Genomic DNA, 17,987 nt, shown 5'->3' on the forward strand with positions numbered 1-17,987 from the left:
GCAGACCCCGTCCGTCATGAATCAGCAGGCGCATATCCAGACCCCGGTCGAAGCATTCAAGTCCTGCTTTTCGGCTGTGGCCGCGTTCCTGGGCCGGCCGAGCGCCGAAACCGTGCTGTTCGCCGGCGTGCCGATCTCGGAAGAGCGGATCGAGGTCCAGGAAATCAGGCACCTTGCCGAACGGATCGGCCTTGAAACGACCGAGTTCGCGCATCGCGACTTCATGCGTGGCCGCTTCGACCTGCCGGCCATCATCTTTCGTCCCAATCGCCTGCCGATCGCGGTACTGGCCGAACAAGGCGACGGCGCGGAGTTCCTGACCGGTCCGCAGGAAGACGGCCGCACATCAATATCGCGCACTGAGCTGACGGCCGTTCCCATCTCAGGCGGTGTCGGCTTCTCCATCACCTATGCCAACACCACCGAGAACATGAGTGTCGGCAACGCGGCCAGGATCGAGCGGCCGCATTGGCTCTATGGAACACTCGGGACGTTCTGGCGGTCCTATTCACGCGTTGCCTTGGCTGCGATCTTCATCAACCTTCTCGCCATCGCGTCGCCCATCTTCACGATGAACGTCTATGACCGCATTCTGCCCAACAAGGCGATCTCATCGCTTTGGGTCCTAGCGATCGGCGTGTCGACCGCAATCCTGTTCGACCTTTTGCTCAAGACGGCGCGCGCGGCACTCATCGACCATGCCGGCCGCAAGGCCGACTTGCGCATTTCCTATATGCTGTTCGAGAAGGTGCTCAACACTTCGCTCAGTGCTCGCCCGGCATCCACCGGCGAGTATGCCAATCGGGTTACGCAATACGAATTCGTCCGCGAGTTCTTCACCTCCAACACCGTCAGCACCTTTATCGACACCGCCTTCGTCTTCATCTTCCTGCTGGTGATCTACGCCATATCAGGATGGCTGGTGATTATTCCGATTATCGCCTTCGTAGCCGCAGTCGTCATCGGGCTTATTGCCCAGCAGCGCATCGGCAAGCGTGTTGCCGCTTCCATGAATGAGGCTTCGCAACGTCAGGCGTTGCTGGTCGAGTCGATATCCACGGTCGAGACGATCAAGTCGCTGCGTGCCGAAGCCTATCTGCTGCGGAAATGGCGCGAGCATTCCAAGAACGCGGCCAATACATCCGAAAAGATCAAGCAGCTTTCGGCTGCCGCAGCCAACATGACGCAGTTCGTCCAGCAATTGGTGACTGTAGCGCTGGTGGTGGCTGGTGCCTACGCATTCGACAACGGATCGATTTCTACCGGAGCCATTATCGCCGCGGTCATGCTTTCGGGCCGCGCTGTGGCGCCGCTCGGGCAGCTGGCCATGACCATTGCCCGCTTTCGCCAGGCCATGCTGTCGCTGCGGGTGTTGAATGCCATCATGCAACAGCCTGAGGACCGGCCCGACACGGTAGGCTTCGTCAATCGCCCGATCCGGGTCGGCGCCCTGACGCTGCGCAATGTCGGCTTCGTCTATCCAGGGACCGAGACCGAGGTCCTGACAGGCGTCAACCTCTCGATCAATCCCGGCGAGCGCGTTGGCATCATTGGCCGTATCGGATCCGGCAAGACGACCTTCGGCCGGCTGGTCGGGCGGCTGTTCCTCCCTACCAGTGGCGAGCTAATGCTCGATGGCATCGATGTGCGCCAGTATCACCCTTCGGAGGTTCGTGCCGCCGTCGGCATCGTCGCCCAGGCCGGTGACCTGTTTTCAGGTACGATCAAGGAAAACCTCCTGATGGCGCGCCCCGAGGCGACAGACGAGGAGATCATCCTCGCAGCAAAGGCCGCCGGCGTCGACGAATTCGTTTCACGCCATCCGCGCGGCTACGACATGAATGTCGGCGAGCGCGGCACCAATCTTTCCGGCGGTCAGAGACAGGCCGTGGCGATCGCACGGCTTTTGCTGACCAGACCGAAGATCGTCTTTCTCGACGAGCCGTCAGGTTCGATGGACCTGGCCTCCGAGCGCCAGCTTATCAAGCAGCTCAAGGTCGCCTTCGACGACAAGACCACACTGATTATATCGACCCACCGCTACAGTATGCTGGAAATCGTCGACCGCCTTATCGTGGTGGAACAAGGACGTGTCGTTGCCGATGGGCCAAAAGAGAAGGTCATTCAGGCGCTGCAGAAGCCCAGTGGTTGAGATTTCGTCGGCTTTGGGGGTGATTATATTGGCCTTGTTCAATATAATGGAGATCTAATGATAGCCAGGGAAGATAGGCCGCCATTGTTTGCATCGGCTGTGGTGCTGATCATCGCAGCCCTGTTTGCGGCGTTTGTGGTATGGGCTTCATTCGCCGAAATCGACGAGATCGCCCGCGGCGAAGGCAAGGTCATCCCGGCCTCCAAGACCCAGATCGTGCAGGCAAGCGAGGCAGGTGTGGTCCAGGAGATCGCCGTCAAGATTGGCCAGGTGGTCAAGAAGAACGACCTCATCATCCGGCTCGACAACACGGTCAGCACCTCAAGCCTCGGCGAGCAGCAAGCCAAGGCGCGAACGCTCAGTGCCCGCATCGCCCGTCTCAAGCAGGAGCAGGAAGGCCGGATCGGCGAGCCGCTCGCTTGCCCCGAAAGCCTTGTGAAGGCAGCCCCCGAGATTTGCGAGAACGAGCAGAAGCTGCTGGTGGCACGCCGGCAAAACTTCGAAACCAAGCTCAATGTGCTGAAGTCGCGGCTGGACCAGCGCGAGAAGGAGCTGAACGAGGCCAAGGTCAACGTCCAGCGCCTGACAGAAAGCCTTGGCGTCAGCGACAGGGAAGCCGAGCTCGTCACCTCCATGGTCAAACGCAACCTGATGGCCAAGACCGAGCAGATCCGCGTCGACCGCGAACAGACGGAGATGCGAGGACAGCTCAATCTCGCCGACGAGACGATCAAGAGAACTGGTGCTGCGATCGTCGAGGCGAAGCTCCAGGTCGACGAGTTCGGCCTGCAATTGCAGCAGGAAGCGCTTGACGAACTGACCCAGGCCTTGGCCGAGCTCTCGGTGGTGGAAGAAACGATCCGCGGCGCCACCGACCGTGTCGCCCGCACCGACATCCGCTCGCCTGTGGACGGCATCGTCAACACGCTCGACGTCAACACGTTGGGCGCCTTCGTCCAGCCCGGCGCTGTCGTGGCTGGCATCGTGCCGACCTCCGAGACTTTGCTTGTCGAAGCACGCGTCTCGCCGCGCGACGTCGCCTTCATTCGCCCGGACCAGAAGGCACTGATCAAGGTCTCGGCCTATGATTTCTCGATTTTCGGCGGTCTCGACGGCAAGGTGCAGAACATCACGGCCGACAGCCTCGTAGACCAGAACACCGGCGAACCCTATTATCAGGTCAGGGTTTCGACCGACCGCTCTGCGCTGGAACGGGATGGCAAGTCCTACTCCATCATTCCAGGCATGATCAGCACCGTCGAGATCATTACCGGTCGCAAGACAATCCTGAGCTACCTGCTGAAACCCATCAACAAGGCGCGCGACGAGGCGCTCCATGAACGATAGTGGAGCGGCGCCTGGTGGACCCGTACACCACATCTATTCGGCCGACGATCTGACATCGGATTTTCGCGTTGTCGTGCGCCAGGGCACGCGACGCGGCATCAAGCTCGAGCGCGTGTTTTGGGCAACGCTGAAACAGCTAGCTGAAGACAAGCACCTGACGCTCGGCGAAATAGTGGACGAGATCGAAATTTCCAACACGCAAACCGGCAACCTCACCTCGGCCATCCGTGTTGCGTGCCTGCGCTGGATGACCGATCAGAGCACCGCCTTGGCCAAGCTGGCATCGCTGCGAACCATCAACGCTATCCTGGGTGCCTGCCCGGCGCCGGCTTTTGCATTATCATCGACAAAGAAGATCCTGACCTTCAATCCATCCTTCCAGAACCTGGTCAAACGCCATCTGCCGGTCGGATTCGGAGAAGAAGGGCGCCGCGACCTCCGGCTGTCCCTCGACCTGAACGTCGCCGACATCTTCGCCAGGCTCGACGCCAATTACGGCGTGCCGATCGCCAGCGGCTTCGTCCTCGCCACAGCCGACCGGCGTTACCGCGGCCAGCTCAATATCGTCCGCGCCCCGGTCAAGTCGCCGGATCTGCTGCTTTCTTTCGTGGTCAACGGATAGTTGCAGCCACCTTTTCCTATGCCCACATGACACCTTGCACGATACTCGCGCGACGACCCTAAAGTCTGTTCGACAAGATGCTTCAGGTGCATCTCACCTCTCCAAATTAACCACCCATTAAGTTTTCCTGCTCGCTTGCATATGGGGATATGCAGCTTTGCGCACGCCCCCGTTGCAATCACTCAAATCTCGCTGCTCTGCTGTTGCCAGCAAGAAATTAGGGGATGGGTTATGGCAACCTCCGTTGACCAGGGAAATCTTTCGGCAGCAGCTGCAACCGGCAGCGACGCGCTGCTTGAACAGGCGGCACCATTGTCGGAGGCGCAGATCCTCGCGCAGGCGACCGATCCGGCTGCAAAAGCCGACCCTGTTCCGGTCGATGCAGGCTCGGGCCAGCCAATCCAGGCTGCTCAGCCCAGTACGACGCCGCCCGTGCCGGAGGCAGTCTCCGGTGAATATGCCGCCGACGCCTCCAATGTCGTTCACCTCCCTGCCAACGTCTCCGTCGACAATATCAAGGTCGACGGCAAGAACCTGATCCTCGAGCAGGCCGACGGTACCGAGATCGTCGTCAAGGACGCCGCCTCGAACGTGCCGACCTTCATGCTCGGCGATGTCGAGCTTCCGCGCGTCGCCCTGATCGCCGCGCTTGAAGCCGGCGGCGTGGACGTCGCCTTTGGCCCTGACGGATCGATTTCGGTCGGACCAGGCTCCGCCAACAGCTCCGGCGGAAATTTCGAGACTCCGGTGGGCGGCATCGGCAACGGCTTCGACCTATCGGCTCTGCTGCCACCAACCGCATTGCAGTTCCCGCAATACGAGTATCGCGAACTTTTCCCGGGCGGGCGGCGCAATCGTGCGCCGGAGATGCTCGATTTCGCGGTAAGAGTGTCCGAAGAAGGACTTCAGAATGGCATCAAGGATGACTCGGGAAGTAGCGACACGACCGATCAGGCTATTGCGACTGGCCCGTTCTCGGCGACTGATGCGGATGGCGATCCGTTGTCATATACGTTTGGCGTGCCCTCGTTGCCTGCAGGCATGGCAGACTTGTACTCCGGCAATGACAAAATCGAATGGATTGGACAGGGCACCAGTCAGTTGGTTGGTATGGCCAATGGCTTACCAATCATAACCATCACCGCAACGGGCGATAGCTATTCTGTCGTCCTCTCCGGACCGATCAACCATCCCATAAGCGGCAGCGAGGATGAGCTGACGCTGGTCATCCCTGTCACCGTCAGCGACGGGAAAGGTGGCACGGCAACGGCCAATATGTCGGTGACCATCGAGGATGATAGTCCCGTCAACAATGCCGCGACGGTCAACCTCGGCACGGTGCATGAAGATGCGCTGAACACGGCAGGTGCCGTTGGCAACAGCGAAGGCGGCCAGACGGTGACGGCGTCGATCACCGCGGCCCAGATCGCCGCCCTGGTGACGGCAGGCGCCGATGCGCCGGTGGCGATCGCGCTGAACGCTGCGGTGTCGGGCCCGAGCGGCCTGACCCAGGATGGCCATGCCATCAACTTCGTCTATGACGCCAACAGCGGCGTCATCAACGGCGTTGTGGCCGACGGCCCGAATGCCGGCGGCGTGGTGTTCACCATTGCGCCGAACGGCAGCGACTTCACCTTCACGCTGAAGGACAATGTCGACCATGGTGCGCTGGATGTCGGCGGCGGCGACGCCGAGACGACGAGCCTGAGCCTTGCCAATGTGTTCACGGCAACCGACAGCGATGGCGATGCGATCGTCATCAATGCCGGGGCGAGCGTGACCATCGAGAACGACATTCCGGTCAACAATGCCGCGACGGTCAACCTCGGCACGGTGCATGAAGATGCGCTGAACACGGCAGGTGCCGTTGGCAACAGCGAAGGCGGCCAGACGGTGACGGCGTCGATCACCGCGGCCCAGATCGCCGCCCTGGTGACGGCAGGCGCCGATGCGCCGGTGGCGATCGCGCTGAACGCTGCGGTGTCGGGCCCGAGCGGCCTGACCCAGGATGGCCATGCCATCAACTTCGTCTATGACGCCAACAGCGGCGTCATCAACGGCGTTGTGGCCGACGGCCCGAATGCCGGCGGCGTGGTGTTCACCATTGCGCCGAACGGCAGCGACTTCACCTTCACGCTGAAGGACAATGTCGACCATGGTGCGCTGGATGTCGGCGGCGGCGACGCCGAGACGACGAGCCTGAGCCTTGCCAATGTGTTCACGGCAACCGACAGCGATGGCGATGCGATCGTCATCAATGCCGGGGCGAGCGTGACCATCGAGAACGACATTCCGGTCAACAATGCCGCGACGGTCAACCTCGGCACGGTGCATGAAGATGCGCTGAACACGGCAGGTGCCGTTGGCAACAGCGAAGGCGGCCAGACGGTGACGGCGTCGATCACCGCGGCCCAGATCGCCGCCCTGGTGACGGCAGGCGCCGATGCGCCGGTGGCGATCGCGCTGAACGCTGCGGTGTCGGGCCCGAGCGGCCTGACCCAGGATGGCCATGCCATCAACTTCGTCTATGACGCCAACAGCGGCGTCATCAACGGCGTTGTGGCCGACGGCCCGAATGCCGGCGGCGTGGTGTTCACCATTGCGCCGAACGGCAGCGACTTCACCTTCACGCTGAAGGACAATGTCGACCATGGTGCGCTGGATGTCGGTGGCGGCGACGCCGAGACGACGAGCCTGAGCCTTGCCAATGTGTTCACGGCAACCGACAGCGATGGCGATGCGATCGTCATCAATGCCGGGGCGAGCGTGACCATCGAGAACGACATTCCGGTCAACAATGCCGCGACGGTCAACCTCGGCACGGTGCATGAAGATGCGCTGAACACGGCAGGTGCCGTTGGCAACAGCGAAGGCGGCCAGACGGTGACGGCGTCGATCACCGCGGCCCAGATCGCCGCCCTGGTGACGGCAGGCGCCGATGCGCCGGTGGCGATCGCGCTGAACGCTGCGGTGTCGGGCCCGAGCGGCCTGACCCAGGATGGCCATGCCATCAACTTCGTCTATGACGCCAACAGCGGCGTCATCAACGGCGTTGTGGCCGACGGCCCGAATGCCGGCGGCGTGGTGTTCACCATTGCGCCGAACGGCAGCGACTTCACCTTCACGCTGAAGGACAATGTCGACCATGGTGCGCTGGATGTCGGTGGCGGCGACGCCGAGACGACGAGCCTGAGCCTTGCCAATGTGTTCACGGCAACCGACAGCGATGGCGATGCGATCGTCATCAATGCCGGGGCGAGCGTGACCATCGAGAACGACATTCCGGTCAACAATGCCGCGACGGTCAACCTCGGCACGGTGCATGAAGATGCGCTGAACACGGCAGGTGCCGTTGGCAACAGCGAAGGCGGCCAGACGGTGACGGCGTCGATCACCGCGGCCCAGATCGCCGCCCTGGTGACGGCAGGCGCCGATGCGCCGGTGGCGATCGCGCTGAACGCTGCGGTGTCGGGCCCGAGCGGCCTGACCCAGGATGGCCATGCCATCAACTTCGTCTATGACGCCAACAGCGGCGTCATCAACGGCGTTGTGGCCGACGGCCCGAATGCCGGCGGCGTGGTGTTCACCATTGCGCCGAACGGCAGCGACTTCACCTTCACGCTGAAGGACAATGTCGACCATGGTGCGCTGGATGTCGGTGGCGGCGACGCCGAGACGACGAGCCTGAGCCTTGCCAATGTGTTCACGGCAACCGACAGCGATGGCGATGCGATCGTCATCAATGCCGGGGCGAGCGTGACCATCGAGAACGACATTCCGGTCAACAATGCCGCGACGGTCAACCTCGGCACGGTGCATGAAGATGCGCTGAACACGGCAGGTGCCGTTGGCAACAGCGAAGGCGGCCAGACGGTGACGGCGTCGATCACCGCGGCCCAGATCGCCGCCCTGGTGACGGCAGGCGCCGATGCGCCGGTGGCGATCGCGCTGAACGCTGCGGTGTCGGGCCCGAGCGGCCTGACCCAGGATGGCCATGCCATCAACTTCGTCTATGACGCCAACAGCGGCGTCATCAACGGCGTTGTGGCCGACGGCCCGAATGCCGGCGGCGTGGTGTTCACCATTGCGCCGAACGGCAGCGACTTCACCTTCACGCTGAAGGACAATGTCGACCATGGTGCGCTGGATGTCGGCGGCGGCGACGCCGAGACGACGAGCCTGAGCCTTGCCAATGTGTTCACGGCAACCGACAGCGATGGCGATGCGATCGTCATCAATGCCGGGGCGAGCGTGACCATCGAGAACGACATTCCGGTCAACAATGCCGCGACGGTCAACCTCGGCACGGTGCATGAAGATGCGCTGAACACGGCAGGTGCCGTTGGCAACAGCGAAGGCGGCCAGACGGTGACGGCGTCGATCACCGCGGCCCAGATCGCCGCCCTGGTGACGGCAGGCGCCGATGCGCCGGTGGCGATCGCGCTGAACGCTGCGGTGTCGGGCCCGAGCGGCCTGACCCAGGATGGCCATGCCATCAACTTCGTCTATGACGCCAACAGCGGCGTCATCAACGGCGTTGTGGCCGACGGCCCGAATGCCGGCGGCGTGGTGTTCACCATTGCGCCGAACGGCAGCGACTTCACCTTCACGCTGAAGGACAATGTCGACCATGGTGCGCTGGATGTCGGTGGCGGCGACGCCGAGACGACGAGCCTGAGCCTTGCCAATGTGTTCACGGCAACCGACAGCGATGGCGATGCGATCGTCATCAATGCCGGGGCGAGCGTGACCATCGAGAACGACATTCCGGTCAACAATGCCGCGACGGTCAACCTCGGCACGGTGCATGAAGATGCGCTGAACACGGCAGGTGCCGTTGGCAACAGCGAAGGCGGCCAGACGGTGACGGCGTCGATCACCGCGGCCCAGATCGCCGCCCTGGTGACGGCAGGCGCCGATGCGCCGGTGGCGATCGCGCTGAACGCTGCGGTGTCGGGCCCGAGCGGCCTGACCCAGGATGGCCATGCCATCAACTTCGTCTATGACGCCAACAGCGGCGTCATCAACGGCGTTGTGGCCGACGGCCCGAATGCCGGCGGCGTGGTGTTCACCATTGCGCCGAACGGCAGCGACTTCACCTTCACGCTGAAGGACAATGTCGACCATGGTGCGCTGGATGTCGGCGGCGGCGACGCCGAGACGACGAGCCTGAGCCTTGCCAATGTGTTCACGGCAACCGACAGCGATGGCGATGCGATCGTCATCAATGCCGGGGCGAGCGTGACCATCGAGAACGACATTCCGGTCAACAATGCCGCGACGGTCAACCTCGGCACGGTGCATGAAGATGCGCTGAACACGGCAGGTGCCGTTGGCAACAGCGAAGGCGGCCAGACGGTGACGGCGTCGATCACCGCGGCCCAGATCGCCGCCCTGGTGACGGCAGGCGCCGATGCGCCGGTGGCGATCGCGCTGAACGCTGCGGTGTCGGGCCCGAGCGGCCTGACCCAGGATGGCCATGCCATCAACTTCGTCTATGACGCCAACAGCGGCGTCATCAACGGCGTTGTGGCCGACGGCCCGAATGCCGGCGGCGTGGTGTTCACCATTGCGCCGAACGGCAGCGACTTCACCTTCACGCTGAAGGACAATGTCGACCATGGTGCGCTGGATGTCGGCGGCGGCGACGCCGAGACGACGAGCCTGAGCCTTGCCAATGTGTTCACGGCAACCGACAGCGATGGCGATGCGATCGTCATCAATGCCGGGGCGAGCGTGACCATCGAGAACGACATTCCGGTCAACAATGCCGCGACGGTCAACCTCGGCACGGTGCATGAAGATGCGCTGAACACGGCAGGTGCCGTTGGCAACAGCGAAGGCGGCCAGACGGTGACGGCGTCGATCACCGCGGCCCAGATCGCCGCCCTGGTGACGGCAGGCGCCGATGCGCCGGTGGCGATCGCGCTGAACGCTGCGGTGTCGGGCCCGAGCGGCCTGACCCAGGATGGCCATGCCATCAACTTCGTCTATGACGCCAACAGCGGCGTCATCAACGGCGTTGTGGCCGACGGCCCGAATGCCGGCGGCGTGGTGTTCACCATTGCGCCGAACGGCAGCGACTTCACCTTCACGCTGAAGGACAATGTCGACCATGGTGCGCTGGATGTCGGTGGCGGCGACGCCGAGACGACGAGCCTGAGCCTTGCCAATGTGTTCACGGCAACCGACAGCGATGGCGATGCGATCGTCATCAATGCCGGGGCGAGCGTGACCATCGAGAACGACATTCCGGTCAACAATGCCGCGACGGTCAACCTCGGCACGGTGCATGAAGATGCGCTGAACACGGCAGGTGCCGTTGGCAACAGCGAAGGCGGCCAGACGGTGACGGCGTCGATCACCGCGGCCCAGATCGCCGCCCTGGTGACGGCAGGCGCCGATGCGCCGGTGGCGATCGCGCTGAACGCTGCGGTGTCGGGCCCGAGCGGCCTGACCCAGGATGGCCATGCCATCAACTTCGTCTATGACGCCAACAGCGGCGTCATCAACGGCGTTGTGGCCGACGGCCCGAATGCCGGCGGCGTGGTGTTCACCATTGCGCCGAACGGCAGCGACTTCACCTTCACGCTGAAGGACAATGTCGACCATGGTGCGCTGGATGTCGGTGGCGGCGACGCCGAGACGACGAGCCTGAGCCTTGCCAATGTGTTCACGGCAACCGACAGCGATGGCGATGCGATCGTCATCAATGCCGGGGCGAGCGTGACCATCGAGAACGACATTCCGGTCAACAATGCCGCGACGGTCAACCTCGGCACGGTGCATGAAGATGCGCTGAACACGGCAGGTGCCGTTGGCAACAGCGAAGGCGGCCAGACGGTGACGGCGTCGATCACCGCGGCCCAGATCGCCGCCCTGGTGACGGCAGGCGCCGATGCGCCGGTGGCGATCGCGCTGAACGCTGCGGTGTCGGGCCCGAGCGGCCTGACCCAGGATGGCCATGCCATCAACTTCGTCTATGACGCCAACAGCGGCGTCATCAACGGCGTTGTGGCCGACGGCCCGAATGCCGGCGGCGTGGTGTTCACCATTGCGCCGAACGGCAGCGACTTCACCTTCACGCTGAAGGACAATGTCGACCATGGTGCGCTGGATGTCGGTGGCGGCGACGCCGAGACGACGAGCCTGAGCCTTGCCAATGTGTTCACGGCAACCGACAGCGATGGCGATGCGATCGTCATCAATGCCGGGGCGAGCGTGACCATCGAGAACGACATTCCGGTCAACAATGCCGCGACGGTCAACCTCGGCACGGTGCATGAAGATGCGCTGAACACGGCAGGTGCCGTTGGCAACAGCGAAGGCGGCCAGACGGTGACGGCGTCGATCACCGCGGCCCAGATCGCCGCCCTGGTGACGGCAGGCGCCGATGCGCCGGTGGCGATCGCGCTGAACGCTGCGGTGTCGGGCCCGAGCGGCCTGACCCAGGATGGCCATGCCATCAACTTCGTCTATGACGCCAACAGCGGCGTCATCAACGGCGTTGTGGCCGACGGCCCGAATGCCGGCGGCGTGGTGTTCACCATTGCGCCGAACGGCAGCGACTTCACCTTCACGCTGAAGGACAATGTCGACCATGGTGCGCTGGATGTCGGCGGCGGCGACGCCGAGACGACGAGCCTGAGCCTTGCCAATGTGTTCACGGCAACCGACAGCGATGGCGATGCGATCGTCATCAATGCCGGGGCGAGCGTGACCATCGAGAACGACATTCCGGTCAACAATGCCGCGACGGTCAACCTCGGCACGGTGCATGAAGATGCGCTGAACACGGCAGGTGCCGTTGGCAACAGCGAAGGCGGCCAGACGGTGACGGCGTCGATCACCGCGGCCCAGATCGCCGCCCTGGTGACGGCAGGCGCCGATGCGCCGGTGGCGATCGCGCTGAACGCTGCGGTGTCGGGCCCGAGCGGCCTGACCCAGGATGGCCATGCCATCAACTTCGTCTATGACGCCAACAGCGGCGTCATCAACGGCGTTGTGGCCGACGGCCCGAATGCCGGCGGCGTGGTGTTCACCATTGCGCCGAACGGCAGCGACTTCACCTTCACGCTGAAGGACAATGTCGACCATGGTGCGCTGGATGTCGGTGGCGGCGACGCCGAGACGACGAGCCTGAGCCTTGCCAATGTGTTCACGGCAACCGACAGCGATGGCGATGCGATCGTCATCAATGCCGGGGCGAGCGTGACCATCGAGAACGACATTCCGGTCAACAATGCCGCGACGGTCAACCTCGGCACGGTGCATGAAGATGCGCTGAACACGGCAGGTGCCGTTGGCAACAGCGAAGGCGGCCAGACGGTGACGGCGTCGATCACCGCGGCCCAGATCGCCGCCCTGGTGACGGCAGGCGCCGATGCGCCGGTGGCGATCGCGCTGAACGCTGCGGTGTCGGGCCCGAGCGGCCTGACCCAGGATGGCCATGCCATCAACTTCGTCTATGACGCCAACAGCGGCGTCATCAACGGCGTTGTGGCCGACGGCCCGAATGCCGGCGGCGTGGTGTTCACCATTGCGCCGAACGGCAGCGACTTCACCTTCACGCTGAAGGACAATGTCGACCATGGTGCGCTGGATGTCGGTGGCGGCGACGCCGAGACGACGAGCCTGAGCCTTGCCAATGTGTTCACGGCAACCGACAGCGATGGCGATGCGATCGTCATCAATGCCGGGGCGAGCGTGACCATCGAGAACGACATTCCGGTCAACAATGCCGCGACGGTCAACCTCGGCACGGTGCATGAAGATGCGCTGAACACGGCAGGTGCCGTTGGCAACAGCGAAGGCGGCCAGACGGTGACGGCGTCGATCACCGCGGCCCAGATCGCCGCCCTGGTGACGGCAGGCGCCGATGCGCCGGTGGCGATCGCGCTGAACGCTGCGGTGTCGGGCCCGAGCGGCCTGACCCAGGATGGCCATGCCATCAACTTCGTCTATGACGCCAACAGCGGCGTCATCAACGGCGTTGTGGCCGACGGCCCGAATGCCGGCGGCGTGGTGTTCACCATTGCGCCGAACGGCAGCGACTTCACCTTCACGCTGAAGGACAATGTCGACCATGGTGCGCTGGATGTCGGCGGCGGCGACGCCGAGACGACGAGCCTGAGCCTTGCCAATGTGTTCACGGCAACCGACAGCGATGGCGATGCGATCGTCATCAATGCCGGGGCGAGCGTGACCATCGAGAACGACATTCCGGTCAACAATGCCGCGACGGTCAACCTCGGCACGGTGCATGAAGATGCGCTGAACACGGCAGGTGCCGTTGGCAACAGCGAAGGCGGCCAGACGGTGACGGCGTCGATCACCGCGGCCCAGATCGCCGCCCTGGTGACGGCAGGCGCCGATGCGCCGGTGGCGATCGCGCTGAACGCTGCGGTGTCGGGCCCGAGCGGCCTGACCCAGGATGGCCATGCCATCAACTTCGTCTATGACGCCAACAGCGGCGTCATCAACGGCGTTGTGGCCGACGGCCCGAATGCCGGCGGCGTGGTGTTCACCATTGCGCCGAACGGCAGCGACTTCACCTTCACGCTGAAGGACAATGTCGACCATGGTGCGCTGGATGTCGGCGGCGGCGACGCCGAGACGACGAGCCTGAGCCTTGCCAATGTGTTCACGGCAACCGACAGCGATGGCGATGCGATCGTCATCAATGCCGGGGCGAGCGTGACCATCGAGAACGACATTCCGGTCAACAATGCCGCGACGGTCAACCTCGGCACGGTGCATGAAGATGCGCTGAACACGGCAGGTGCCGTTGGCAACAGCGAAGGCGGCCAGACGGTGACGGCGTCGATCACCGCGGCCCAGATCGCCGCCCTGGTGACGGCAGGCGCCGATGCGCCGGTGGCGATCGCGCTGAACGCTGCGGTGTCGGGCCCGAGCGGCCTGACCCAGGATGGCCATGCCATCAACTTCGTCTATGACGCCAACAGCGGCGTCATCAACGGCGTTGTGGCCGACGGCCCGAATGCCGGCGGCGTGGTGTTCACCATTGCGCCGAACGGCAGCGACTTCACCTTCACGCTGAAGGACAATGTCGACCATGGTGCGCTGGATGTCGGTGGCGGCGACGCCGAGACGACGAGCCTGAGCCTTGCCAATGTGTTCACGGCAACCGACAGCGATGGCGATGCGATCGTCATCAATGCCGGGGCGAGCGTGACCATCGAGAACGACATTCCGGTCAACAATGCCGCGACGGTCAACCTCGGCACGGTGCATGAAGATGCGCTGAACACGGCAGGTGCCGTTGGCAACAGCGAAGGCGGCCAGACGGTGACGGCGTCGATCACCGCGGCCCAGATCGCCGCCCTGGTGACGGCAGGCGCCGATGCGCCGGTGGCGATCGCGCTGAACGCTGCGGTGTCGGGCCCGAGCGGCCTGACCCAGGATGGCCATGCCATCAACTTCGTCTATGACGCCAACAGCGGCGTCATCAACGGCGTTGTGGCCGACGGCCCGAATGCCGGCGGCGTGGTGTTCACCATTGCGCCGAACGGCAGCGACTTCACCTTCACGCTGAAGGACAATGTCGACCATGGTGCGCTGGATGTCGGTGGCGGCGACGCCGAGACGACGAGCCTGAGCCTTGCCAATGTGTTCACGGCAACCGACAGCGATGGCGATGCGATCGTCATCAATGCCGGGGCGAGCGTGACCATCGAGAACGACATTCCGGTCAACAATGCCGCGACGGTCAACCTCGGCACGGTGCATGAAGATGCGCTGAACACGGCAGGTGCCGTTGGCAACAGCGAAGGCGGCCAGACGGTGACGGCGTCGATCACCGCGGCCCAGATCGCCGCCCTGGTGACGGCAGGCGCCGATGCGCCGGTGGCGATCGCGCTGAACGCTGCGGTGTCGGGCCCGAGCGGCCTGACCCAGGATGGCCATGCCATCAACTTCGTCTATGACGCCAACAGCGGCGTCATCAACGGCGTTGTGGCCGACGGCCCGAATGCCGGCGGCGTGGTGTTCACCATTGCGCCGAACGGCAGCGACTTCACCTTCACGCTGAAGGACAATGTCGACCATGGTGCGCTGGATGTCGGCGGCGGCGACGCCGAGACGACGAGCCTGAGCCTTGCCAATGTGTTCACGGCAACCGACAGCGATGGCGATGCGATCGTCATCAATGCCGGGGCGAGCGTGACCATCGAGAACGACATTCCGGTCAACAATGCCGCGACGGTCAACCTCGGCACGGTGCATGAAGATGCGCTGAACACGGCAGGTGCCGTTGGCAACAGCGAAGGCGGCCAGACGGTGACGGCGTCGATCACCGCGGCCCAGATCGCCGCCCTGGTGACGGCAGGCGCCGATGCGCCGGTGGCGATCGCGCTGAACGCTGCGGTGTCGGGCCCGAGCGGCCTGACCCAGGATGGCCATGCCATCAACTTCGTCTATGACGCCAACAGCGGCGTCATCAACGGCGTTGTGGCCGACGGCCCGAATGCCGGCGGCGTGGTGTTCACCATTGCGCCGAACGGCAGCGACTTCACCTTCACGCTGAAGGACAATGTCGACCATGGTGCGCTGGATGTCGGCGGCGGCGACGCCGAGACGACGAGCCTGAGCCTTGCCAATGTGTTCACGGCAACCGACAGCGATGGCGATGCGATCGTCATCAATGCCGGGGCGAGCGTGACCATCGAGAACGACATTCCGGTCAACAATGCCGCGACGGTCAACCTCGGCACGGTGCATGAAGATGCGCTGAACACGGCAGGTGCCGTTGGCAACAGCGAAGGCGGCCAGACGGTGACGGCGTCGATCACCGCGGCCCAGATCGCCGCCCTGGTGACGGCAGGCGCCGATGCGCCGGTGGCGATCGCGCTGAACGCTGCGGTGTCGGGCCCGAGCGGCCTGACCCAGGATGGCCATGCCATCAACTTCGTCTATGACGCCAACAGCGGCGTCATCAACGGCGTTGTGGCCGATGGCCCGAATGCCGGCGGCGTGGTGTTCACCATTGCGCCGAACGGCAGCGACTTCACCTTCACGCTGAAGGACAATGTCGACCATGGTGCGCTGGATGTCGGCGGCGGCGACGCCGAGACGACGAGCCTGAGCCTTGCCAATGTGTTCACGGCAACCGACAGCGATGGCGATGCGATCGTCATCAATGCCGGGGCGAGCGTGACCATCGAGAACGATATTCCGGAGTTAATTGCGCAGGACCTGGCAGTTTACAGGGTGACCGGCGTCACATCGGGCAATTACGATTTCGATGTCGGCGCTGACAATGCTCCGTTCCCACAGTCCTTCGCCGCGCCAGCGCTAACATGGACCAACGTCCCAGATGGCTACACATTCGCCCTCAAGCCTGGCACAACGGCGACCTATCAGGCGCAGTTCGTGGAAGATGGCGTCACGAAAACCTACTTTGAAATCACAATCAAAGCTGATGGTACGTACGACTTCAATCTGGTCGATGCAGCGCCCTCAGTCTCCGTGCCGAGCGGCAACCTGTTGAGCGGGATTTCGGGAGGCAGCGGTCTGCCGAGCTATACTATTCCGGCCAGCACGTTCGGCGGCGCCTTTAGTATTGTCATAACCGGCACCAATAACGGCAACGCGGATACGCTAACGATTTCGTCAACCGACCTTGGCGTCGGCGACAATGTCGTGCACAAGAACGGCGACGTCCTGAAATTCGATCTGCTGCAGCAGGCAGGCTATGAGACGAGTACGCTGAGCACCATGACGTTCTCGGTCGCGTCAGCCGGTATAGCGGCTGGCGACGACGTTTCGATCACCGTACGATACACAGATGGCACAACGCAGACGTTCAACGAAGAGGTAACGGCGGGCCCTGGAGGCAGCATGCAACTTGTTGTCGACGGCTTTAACGCGTCAAAGACCGTCGACTATGTCACGATCGATCCGGTTGACAGCAACATGAAAATTACGGGCGTGGCGCTTTCATACACCACGACCATCAACCCTGCCGACCAACTCCTGAACTTCCAGCTCACTGGCACAGACGCAGACGGCGACAAAGCGTCGGATGCGTTTACGGTGACAGTCATGGCCGGTACCAGCGGCGACGACAATATCACAACCGGCAGTTCCAACGATCAGGTCTCCGGCGGCGCGGGCAACGACACTCTCAACGGCGGCGCGGGCAATGACGTGCTGATCGGCGGTACCGGCAACGACGTTCTGAATGGAGGAACTGGTAGCGATACCGCCTCCTATTCTGACAGCGCCACACCAGTTCGCATTAATCTGGACGACAGCGGCAATGCGGCGACCGATACCGCCAGTTTGACCCCTGCTAATGGTGAAGTTGGCGGTGCTGCATTCGGTGATGACTTGATCGGTATAGAAAACCTCACCGGCGGCTCCGCAGGTGACTATCTCGCCGGCAATAGTTCGTCGAATGTCTTGATGGGGCTTGGTGGCGATGATTTTCTGTTCGGCGAGAACGGCAACGACATTCTGAACGGCGGCAGTGGTCAAGACACCATGACCGGCGGAGCAGGGGCCGACACCTTTGTCGTCAGCGCGGATGCGATCGGTGGATCGATCAATGACATCATCTCAGACTTCACGATTGCCCAGGGCGATCAAATCGATCTGAGCGAGCTGTTGAAAGGGCTTGCCGCCGGCACCGATCTGGAAGCGGGGGGGTATGTCAAGATCGAGCAAACCGGAGTCAATACTTCGACCGTCAGCGTCGACGTCGATGGTGGTGGCAATTCCTATCAGGCCGTCGCCGAGCTGCAGAACTTGACCTACAACAGCGCAACAACCGACACGGTGAAGATACTGTTCGAAGATAATTCGGGCACCAAGCACACGGATAACGTATAAGCGTGATCAGGTGCG

The 17,987-nt window shown here is 63.1% G+C and carries 4 protein-coding genes; all 4 read left to right on the top strand.

Features of this window, described 5'->3' with window-relative positions; genetic code table 11:
* The first annotated feature begins 16 nt into the window (after positions 1–16).
* The 4 genes from IG197_RS29725 (at position 17) to IG197_RS29740 (ending at position 17,972) form a co-directional block, all read left to right on the top strand.
* Positions 17–2,152 carry a type I secretion system permease/ATPase gene (locus IG197_RS29725; protein ID WP_192320170.1) on the top strand — a complete coding sequence of 712 codons (2,136 nt, stop codon included), beginning with the start codon at positions 17–19 and terminating at the stop codon, positions 2,150–2,152.
* A gap of 57 nt (positions 2,153–2,209) precedes the next feature.
* The gene (locus IG197_RS29730) at positions 2,210–3,499 is read left to right on the top strand and encodes an HlyD family type I secretion periplasmic adaptor subunit (RefSeq protein WP_192320172.1); all 1,290 of its coding nucleotides are present in this window, start codon (positions 2,210–2,212) and stop codon (positions 3,497–3,499) included.
* Between the two features lie 73 nt (positions 3,500–3,572).
* Positions 3,573–4,121: a ribbon-helix-helix domain-containing protein gene (locus IG197_RS29735; protein ID WP_246765448.1), complete on the top strand. Its 549-nt coding sequence runs from the start codon at positions 3,573–3,575 to the stop codon at positions 4,119–4,121.
* 231 nt (positions 4,122–4,352) lie between these two features.
* Positions 4,353–17,972, top strand: coding sequence for a type I secretion C-terminal target domain-containing protein (locus IG197_RS29740; RefSeq protein WP_192320175.1), 13,620 nt, complete (start codon positions 4,353–4,355; stop codon positions 17,970–17,972).
* Positions 17,973–17,987: the final 15 nt, after the last annotated feature.

The sequence above is a fragment of the Aminobacter sp. SR38 genome (assembly GCF_014843375.1).
GTDB classification, from domain to species: domain Bacteria; phylum Pseudomonadota; class Alphaproteobacteria; order Rhizobiales; family Rhizobiaceae; genus Aminobacter; species Aminobacter ciceronei.

Bases quoted from the DNA above. Each gene is read 5' to 3' on its own strand.
- IG197_RS29740 (WP_192320175.1), top strand. From the start codon at position 4,353: ATGGCAACCTCCGTTGACCAGGGAAATCTTTCGGCAGCAGCTGCAACC.
- IG197_RS29725 (WP_192320170.1), top strand. From the start codon at position 17: ATGAATCAGCAGGCGCATATCCAGACCCCGGTCGAAGCATTCAAGTCC.
- IG197_RS29730 (WP_192320172.1), top strand. From the start codon at position 2,210: ATGATAGCCAGGGAAGATAGGCCGCCATTGTTTGCATCGGCTGTGGTG.